The organism is Pseudoalteromonas sp. CnMc7-15 (genome assembly GCF_022347925.1).
Classification (GTDB): domain Bacteria; phylum Pseudomonadota; class Gammaproteobacteria; order Enterobacterales; family Alteromonadaceae; genus Pseudoalteromonas; species Pseudoalteromonas ruthenica.
In genome coordinates this window covers 200,975-208,586 of record NZ_JAKRFT010000007.1, presented here as the reverse complement: position 1 = coordinate 208,586, position 7,612 = coordinate 200,975, and the positions used below count along the sequence as shown (strand labels likewise).

9 protein-coding genes are annotated in these 7,612 nt (G+C 44.2%); 4 read left to right on the top strand and 5 right to left on the bottom strand.

What is annotated here, in order from left to right:
* Positions 1-506: 506 nt before the first annotated feature.
* Entirely contained in the window at positions 507-1,055 is a 549-nt protein-coding gene (locus tag MHM95_RS17355) for a gamma carbonic anhydrase family protein (protein ID WP_151172251.1), read from the top strand.
* Here MHM95_RS17355 and MHM95_RS17350 read toward each other — a convergent pair.
* On the bottom strand, positions 1,027-1,275 hold the full coding sequence (locus tag MHM95_RS17350; RefSeq protein ID WP_138509980.1) for a DUF1488 family protein: 249 nt from the start codon (positions 1,273-1,275) through the stop codon (positions 1,027-1,029). The two genes, MHM95_RS17355 and MHM95_RS17350, sit on opposite strands and share 29 nt — an antisense overlap.
* Positions 1,272-2,096, bottom strand: a complete 825-nt coding sequence (gene aroE / locus MHM95_RS17345; RefSeq protein WP_239385891.1) for a shikimate dehydrogenase — start codon at positions 2,094-2,096, stop codon at positions 1,272-1,274. The genes MHM95_RS17350 and aroE overlap by 4 nt, the downstream gene beginning before the upstream one ends.
* Positions 2,097-2,122: 26 nt before the next feature.
* Here aroE and MHM95_RS17340 point away from each other — a divergent pair, with 26 nt between their 5' ends.
* Entirely contained in the window at positions 2,123-2,581 is a 459-nt protein-coding gene (locus tag MHM95_RS17340) for a group II truncated hemoglobin (protein WP_239385890.1), read from the top strand.
* A 73-nt stretch (positions 2,582-2,654) separates the two neighbouring features.
* Here the strand turns inward: MHM95_RS17340 and MHM95_RS17335 are convergent, their stop codons facing one another.
* Positions 2,655-3,353, bottom strand: coding sequence for an NUDIX domain-containing protein (locus MHM95_RS17335; RefSeq protein ID WP_239385889.1), 699 nt, complete (start codon positions 3,351-3,353; stop codon positions 2,655-2,657).
* Between the two features lie 181 nt (positions 3,354-3,534).
* Here MHM95_RS17335 and prs point away from each other — a divergent pair, with 181 nt between their 5' ends.
* Both prs and MHM95_RS17325 read left to right on the top strand, forming a co-directional pair.
* Positions 3,535-4,389, top strand: coding sequence for a ribose-phosphate diphosphokinase (gene prs / locus MHM95_RS17330; protein ID WP_239385888.1), 855 nt, complete (start codon positions 3,535-3,537; stop codon positions 4,387-4,389).
* A gap of 10 nt (positions 4,390-4,399) precedes the next feature.
* On the top strand, positions 4,400-5,995 hold the full coding sequence (locus MHM95_RS17325; protein ID WP_239385887.1) for a nicotinate phosphoribosyltransferase: 1,596 nt from the start codon (positions 4,400-4,402) through the stop codon (positions 5,993-5,995).
* Positions 5,996-6,122: 127 nt separating this feature from the next.
* Here MHM95_RS17325 and hemF read toward each other — a convergent pair whose 3' ends face one another.
* Positions 6,123-7,046, bottom strand: coding sequence for an oxygen-dependent coproporphyrinogen oxidase (hemF, locus tag MHM95_RS17320; protein WP_045980676.1), 924 nt, complete (start codon positions 7,044-7,046; stop codon positions 6,123-6,125).
* Between the two features lie 2 nt (positions 7,047-7,048).
* A complete protein-coding gene (locus tag MHM95_RS17315; protein WP_022946921.1) occupies positions 7,049-7,612 on the bottom strand; it encodes an L-threonylcarbamoyladenylate synthase in 564 nt (187 codons plus the stop codon).

Below are 7,612 nucleotides of genomic sequence, written 5' to 3'. Positions count from 1 at the left end.
CTAAATTTGTTTGCGTCATCTAGCGAACTAGAATCGGCTGTTAGAACTCAATCTGTACGAGTGCCCACACAGATGATTGCTTCATATTTTTAAAGAACGTTTCGAGTTGCTTTCGCGTCTCGAGGGCCGTGCATTCTACTCAACCCTGTTTTATTGTCAACACTTTATTTTAAGAAGTTTGCACTTTTCAATGCACTGTTTAAAACTCAGTTTTACTTGACTCACCCAACTCGTTGAAGTGCTTGTTTGTAAGCAGTCCGCCGTGTCGGTGGATGCGCATTATAGGGAGATTCGATTTCCACGCAACCCCTTTTTTAAAGAAAACTGCAAAAAATGGATCGTTCGCTCAAATTCCGGCCTATATAAACACTTTTACTACGTTATTAACGCTATAATTACCTCATGTTAGGGAGAAAACCGATCTCCCGAACACATTTTCGCCAACTCTATTGTGCTCCGGCAGAGCTCTAGCTAAAGTGGAACAAGATCACCTTAAAGGGATAACTATGACTATACAAAGCTATAAAGGTAAAGCACCGAATATTGATAAGACAGCCTATGTTCATGAGTCAGCTGTGCTGGTTGGAGATATAGAGGTCGCCGAGAACGCAAGTATTTGGCCACTGGTAGCCGCTCGCGGCGATGTAAACTATATGCGCATTGGTAAACGCACTAATATTCAAGATGGTTCGGTATTGCACCTGACGCGCGCCAGCAAAGCGAAACCCGAAGGTTACCCTCTTATTATTGGCGACGATGTCACGGTAGGACACAAGGCCATGCTCCATGGCTGCAAGTTAGGAAACCGTATTCTCGTTGGTATGGGTGCCATTATCATGGACAACGTCACCGTCGAAGATGATGTGATTATCGCCGGTGGCGCGCTTGTTCCCCCGAATAAAACGCTGCAGTCTGGGTACCTGTATGTTGGCAGCCCAGCAAAGCAAGCTCGACCACTGAGCGATGACGAACGTACATTTTTGAAAGTATCCGCAGATAATTATGTGCGCTTAAAAGACGAATATCTTAACGAAGTGGTGCCAGTGGTGGAATAACCACTTGGCCCTCGGCGGTAAACTCCTCATCTTCGATAAGTTGCTGCGCGACCTCTTCGTAGTCAAATCTTAATTGCGCAAAGTGTGTAAGCGCATCACTGCGTTCGATATTGTCCATATCTATAGTGCAGGGTATTAGCATGCCACTGGCCATAGCGTAAAAGGTGAGTACACCATTAATGTACTCTACACGGTCTACGAATTGGATAGCTTGATTCATTTTAACTGCCCCTCTCTTAAGGCACGAATGACTGGCTCACAGTCAGGCATAAAGCCACGCCACAAGGCAAATGCATGAGCGGCTTGAGCCACCAGCATACCGAGACCATCAGCACAAGAAACATAACTGTTTATGTCACCTGCCCAGCGCATAAAGCTGGTTGGCTGATCGGCATAGTACATATCATAAGCATACTGGCAGTGTTGCATTACCTTAGTATCAATATCTGGCACCTGACCGTGAACACTGGACGAAGTGGAGTTGATAACAATATCAAAAGGGCCTTCACTTACCTGCGCAAAGCCACAGCCATGAACCGCTACGTTGCTATCTATACGCTCTGCCAACTGCTGTGCTTTACTTGCGGTACGATTAGCGATCGTGAGTGAGCCAATACCACTTTCAATTAAGGGTAACACAGCCCCTTTCGCAGCCCCTCCCGCTCCGAGTAACAATACATGTCTATCGCGCAGCTGACCAAAGGTCCTTTGCAAGTCGCTGACCAAGCCAATGCCGTCGGTGTTATCGCCCATTAACTTGCCTTGCGGAGTAAGCACTAAGGTATTAACCGCTGCCGCTAATTGCGCGCGTTCAGTTAATGTGTCAGCCAACGCAAAAGCACGCTCTTTAAAAGGTAAAGTGACATTGGCTCCCTTGCCACCGGCGGCGAAAAAGTCAGCCACCGACTGCTCAAAGCTTTCTAACGGTGCTAAAATGCGCTGGTAATCCACCTCTGCCCCCTGCTGGCGAGCAAACGCTTGGTGAATAAGGGGAGATTTAGAGTGCTTAATAGGGTTACCAAAAACCGCGTATTTATCCATTATCTTTCCTAATAATTGAGCAGGCTATGAAGCAGTTACTTAAACGCATCCTCAAAAAAGATGCAAATTCATCAACCACCGCTGCCAAAACGGAGCACCCGACCATGTCACAGACCCCTTATGATATGATGGGGGGTGAGCCAGGGACCCGCGCCTTAGCTAATCGATTTTACGACATTATGGCTCAAGATGAATACGCGAAACCTTTATATGATATGCATCCCCAGCCATTAGACCGAATTCGTCAGGTGTTTTTTGAGTTTCTCTCTGGCTGGCTCGGTGGGCCTGATTTATTTGTAGAACAATACGGTCACCCGCGCCTAAGACAGCGCCATATGCCCTTTCCTATTGATAAAGACTTACGCGACCAGTGGATGCATTGTATGAACAAAGCGCTTGATCAAGAAATTGACAACCCAGTATTGCGAGAAAACCTGCGCCAATCATTGGCACAGCTTGCTAGTCATATGATAAACCAGCACTAAATATGTTATCTCTATTAGGTTAGGGACAATTTATCCGAAATTAAGCAGTCACCATAAAATAATCCCCAAAGGATTATGTACTAAGGTTGCGTTCAAAATTAACGATATCTACGCCTGGCTTAACTCGGTACAACTGAGCGAACCGGCCACCTGACCTAACTTTTTCATCCATTTTTTCCAACATATCAGTTGCTTCTATACGCCTGATAATGGTCTTGCGCTGTACAGTTTTGCCTAAAATAGTTTCGATAACAGACTTGAACTGCCCAACGGTAAAGTATTCTGGTAAGCAATATACTGGCACCATTGAATACAAAGCCTTTTGCTTCAACCTCTGCCTTGCCTGCTCTACAATATATTTATGATCAAAGGCCACAGGTAGATCCTGTAAATCCCTCACACTTGTCCATTTCACATCATCAACTGTGGCTACATGTGCTGATGCGTTTCCCTCTGCGACGAGCGCAAAGTAGACCAGGGTAACACTAAATCCTCGTGGATCGCGACTCACTCCCGAATAGGTATGCAATTGCTCCAAATATTGGGGGGCGATATTAGTCTTTTCTTTTAATTTACGTAATGCGGTCATATCCGCATCATGGTCGATATCTATGTCAATAAAGCCACCCGGTAACGCCCATTGACCGGTAAAAGGGTCGCTCGCTCGCTTGACTAACAAAACCTTTAAATCCGCATCTTTTACAGTGAACAACACACTATCAACTGTAAATAGAGGGTTTTTATATTTTCTAATATCGTAACTATCAGCCACTTTCCCATCCACACTAAGATCTTAGCGACAAAATATCTGGTAGCCCCAAAAATTTCAACTAGCAGAGTTAACCGCTCCACTATGCTAGTCGCACTTTAGCTCAAAAAATATCTTGCTTGATTTAGGTACGTTTGATAACCTTCTTTGTGTCGATGGGACACAAAGATTGAAAGGATGCCAAATGAAAGTACTTAGCTATGACTCAGCAGGTAATAAATCACAGCTCGATTATGATAACTTCAGCTTTTCAGGGGGTGAAGAACATATTCGATTCAGCCCAGCCTCATTACTTCATACTGTAAAAATAGAAATTTTTGAACGGCTTAACGACTCATCAAAAGTGATCAGGCTGATGATGGCCGTTGATGCTTTAAGAAGAATAACAGCTAAGAGCACGACTATTGAGCTTGTGATCCCTTATTTTCCCTACGCTCGGCAAGATAGAGTGTGTGTAGAAGGTGAAGCATTGGGTGCCGCTGTTATGGCAAATATCATTAACAGCTTAAACTTTTCAAAAGTAACCATTTGGGATTCACACAGTGATGTCTCACCAGCTCTAATACATCGAGTAACCAATATCGAGCAGGTCGCGTTACTGGGACGGTGTGAAGAGTTAAGCAAACGCTTATCTGTGGGTGAACTAACGCTAATCTCTCCTGATGCTGGTGCCAGCAAAAAGACACTTAAGATTTCCGAAAAATTTAATGGAGTGCCCGAAGTAATTCAAGCTCACAAAGTCAGAGATCTCAAAACGGGCGACATAATAAAAACCGAAGTACTAGGCGATGTTAAAGGTAAAAATGTACTGATCGCAGATGATATCTGTGATGGTGGGAGAACCTTTATTGAATTAGCGAAAGTACTCAAGAATGAAGGGGCTTTAGAAGTGTCTTTGTTCATTACCCATGGAATTTTTTCCAAAGGACTCGATGTGTTTGAGGGGCTGATCGATCACATCTACACAACCGACTCCTTTAGACCCGCGAATGAGTTTAAAAGTAACAGCGATATAAATTTACAAATAATTGAGATGTAGGGACAACACCATGACTATTACAGCTGCAAGTATGCAAAAGGATGTTTATAAAGAGTTTCATAGTCGCGCTTACCACCCTAGTGTAACCGAAGTATATGCAAATTATACTTCTAGAAGTGGCAAGCTAAGCAACATAACAGACAATGACAAGGTAGCTTTTGTTGGCTTGCAATATTTTATAAAGAGCTACCTGTTAGAAGAGTGGAACGAGTTTTTTAAACAAGATAAAGCAGTTGCTGTTGCAACTCATAAGCGAATTATGAGCTCAATGCTTGGCTATTCTGTTGATGTTACATACCTAGAAGATCTTCATGATTTAGGGTATTTACCACTCAAAATCAAAGCACTGCCAGAAGGAACACTGGTTCCTTATTTAGTGCCCCCCATCACAATAGTTAATACAAAACCGGGTTTTCAATGGCTGACCAATATGATCGAAACCGTGTTAAGTTGCGAGAATTGGCCAATTCAAACAAGCGCAACTACTTCTGTTGCCTATTTCAAAGTATTTAAAGAGTTTGCAACTAAAACGGGATTACCCGCTGATTTTGTGCCATTTCAAGGTCATGACTTCAGCTTCAGGGGAATGTTTGGCAAGCATGCAGCTGCCATGAGTGGCTTTGGCCATTTAGCATCAGGGTTAGTTGGCACAGATACTATTCCCGCAGTTTTATTCGCAGAGAAATACTACGGTGCAAATGTTGATAAAGAACTAGTTGGCTGCTCAGTAGATGCAACAGAACACTCGGTAACTTGCTCTTGGATTATGGAGGGAGAAATTGAGTTTTTTAAATACCTAATGAAAGAACAATCCCCAAAAGGAATACTAAGCGTAGTGTCTGATACATGGGATTTTTGGACTTTAGTCACTGATTATCTCCCACAATTAAAAGACGATATTATGATGCGGGACGGTACGTTAGTTATTCGTCCTGACTCAGGAGACCCTGTAAAAATACTCACAGGATACAAAGTTTCCCCTGTCTCAGATTACAGTGAGCTATTTCAGAACCAGGGCGAGGCTGAAAAAGAAGCAATTTCGCAAGGGTATGAGGCCTACAGGTTTAATGGTGAATACTTTGGATTCGAAAATAATTCGACCATTAGGCTCATGGAGTGCGAAGTTAAAGGCTTGATAGAGTGCCTCTGGGACATTTTTGGTGGCACGACTACGGCTCAAGGATACAAGTTGTTGGACGATCATATTGGCGCAATTTACGGGGACGCAATCACCCTAAGTCGTCAGCGTCAGATACTACAACGACTCATGGACAAAGGCTTCGCATCAAAGGTTGTTTTAGGTATTGGTTCATATAGCTACCAATACGTAACTCGAGATACACATGGCTCCGCAGTTAAAGCCACAAGTGTAGTAAAGGATGGTCAACGTTTAGCCATCTTCAAAGACCCCAAAACAGACGCTAAAAAGAAATCATCGAAAGGGTTGTTAAAGGTAGAACGTATCGATGGTGAACTAACCCTATTTGATAACGTATCAGAACAAGAGGAGCAACAAGGACTTTTAGACGTTGTTTTTGAAGATGGTAAGTTATTAAAAGAGACAACCCTTGACGAAATCAGAACCTTAATAGCTCAACAGGTTTAGCGGTTTTAGGTTGGACAACAGTTAACAAACACTATCACTATCTACTTATGGTAAGAACATGAACGTGCTTTATCAGGGCTGTCATGTTCTTACCACATTGATGAATCTATCAACCTCGTGAAACCATCTATTTTTCACTCATAGCTAGCCAGTCCTGTGGCTTTAAGTAATGCTCGTATAGTTTCGCCTCAGCAGTGCCTGGGGCAGGAGTATAGTCATATTCCCACCTCGCCAACGGTGGCATAGACATGAGAATAGACTCTGTGCGGCCACCGCTTTGCAAGCCAAATAAAGTGCCTCGGTCCCAAACTAAATTGAACTCTACATAACGACCGCGACGATAAAGCTGAAATTGGCGCTGCTGTTCGTCATAGTCAGTGTCTTTTCGCTTACTGACTATCGGCAGATAAGCATCTAAATAGCCATTACCCACCGCCTGCATAAAGGCAAAACTTTTTTCGAATCCCCATTCATTAAGATCATCAAAAAATAATCCGCCAACACCTCGAGTTTCATCACGATGTTTCAAATAGAAGTAATCATCACACCACTTCTTATATTTTGGATACACATCCTCCCCGAATGGGTCGCATAAATCTTTAGCAACCTGATGCCAATGCTCTACATCTTCACGTTCAGGGTAAAAAGGTGTTAAATCAAATCCACCACCAAACCACCAAATAGGCTGCTCGCCCTCTTTTTCGGCGATAAAAAAGCGTACGTTGGCATGGCTGGTTGGGATATGCGGGTTTTTCGGATGAATAACCAATGAGACACCACATGCATGAAAACTTCGTCCAGCAAGCTCAGGCCGATGTGCTGTTGCTGATGCCGGCATTGACGCACCAAACACGTGAGAAAAATTGACACCGCCTTGTTCGATAATAGCGCCGTCACGAATAACGCGCGTACGTCCGCCACCGCCCTCTTCTCGCTGCCAAGCATCTTCTACAAACTGTGCCTTGCCATCAGCCTGCTCTAGACCAGCGCAGATCTCATCCTGCAACGCTTTAAGGTATTCTTTCACTTGTGCTAAAAGTTGTGATGCCATGATTAACCTCGAAACGTTTGCCCGCTGAGGGCGTCTTTTATGGTGCTGGGCTGTTGCTGGCCACCTAAAGGTTCATCAACATAGCAACCCACTTGTTCGGCAAACGCCGCTTTCGCAGCCGCAATTGAGCTAACCGGCTGCTCGCCACTCAAGTTGGCACTCGTTGACACTAAAGGGCCACCAAAGGCTTGGCATAAACGCTTCACAGTTGGGTGATTGGTCACTCGCACCGCTATGCTATCAAACTTGCCAGTAAGCCATTTTGGCGTATCAGCGGCAGCCGGCATCACCCAAGTGACTGGGCCTGGCCACTGCGAAAAGATATCAGCGCGCTTATCCATAGGAATTTTGTGATCGGCCACATAAGGCAGTAACTGACCGTAATTATCGGCAATAAGAATTAAACCCTTCTCAACCGGACGCTGCTTAATAGCCAATAGCTTTTCTACTGCCTGTTGGTTCATTGGGTCGCAACCCAGCCCGTACACGGCCTCTGTTGGGTAAAGAATAACCTCACCCTGTTGTAAGCTTTCTACAACCGGGTCTACTGTGATTGGCTCTGACAC

Excerpts from the sequence above, each read along its gene's own strand:
- MHM95_RS17355 (WP_151172251.1), top strand. The coding sequence starts at position 507 with ATGACTATACAAAGCTATAAAGGTAAAGCACCGAATATTGATAAGACA.
- MHM95_RS17350 (WP_138509980.1), bottom strand. The coding sequence starts at position 1,275 with ATGAATCAAGCTATCCAATTCGTAGACCGTGTAGAGTACATTAATGGT.
- aroE (WP_239385891.1), bottom strand. The coding sequence starts at position 2,096 with ATGGATAAATACGCGGTTTTTGGTAACCCTATTAAGCACTCTAAATCT.
- MHM95_RS17340 (WP_239385890.1), top strand. The coding sequence starts at position 2,123 with ATGAAGCAGTTACTTAAACGCATCCTCAAAAAAGATGCAAATTCATCA.
- prs (WP_239385888.1), top strand. The coding sequence starts at position 3,535 with ATGAAAGTACTTAGCTATGACTCAGCAGGTAATAAATCACAGCTCGAT.
- MHM95_RS17325 (WP_239385887.1), top strand. The coding sequence starts at position 4,400 with ATGACTATTACAGCTGCAAGTATGCAAAAGGATGTTTATAAAGAGTTT.
- hemF (WP_045980676.1), bottom strand. The coding sequence starts at position 7,046 with ATGGCATCACAACTTTTAGCACAAGTGAAAGAATACCTTAAAGCGTTG.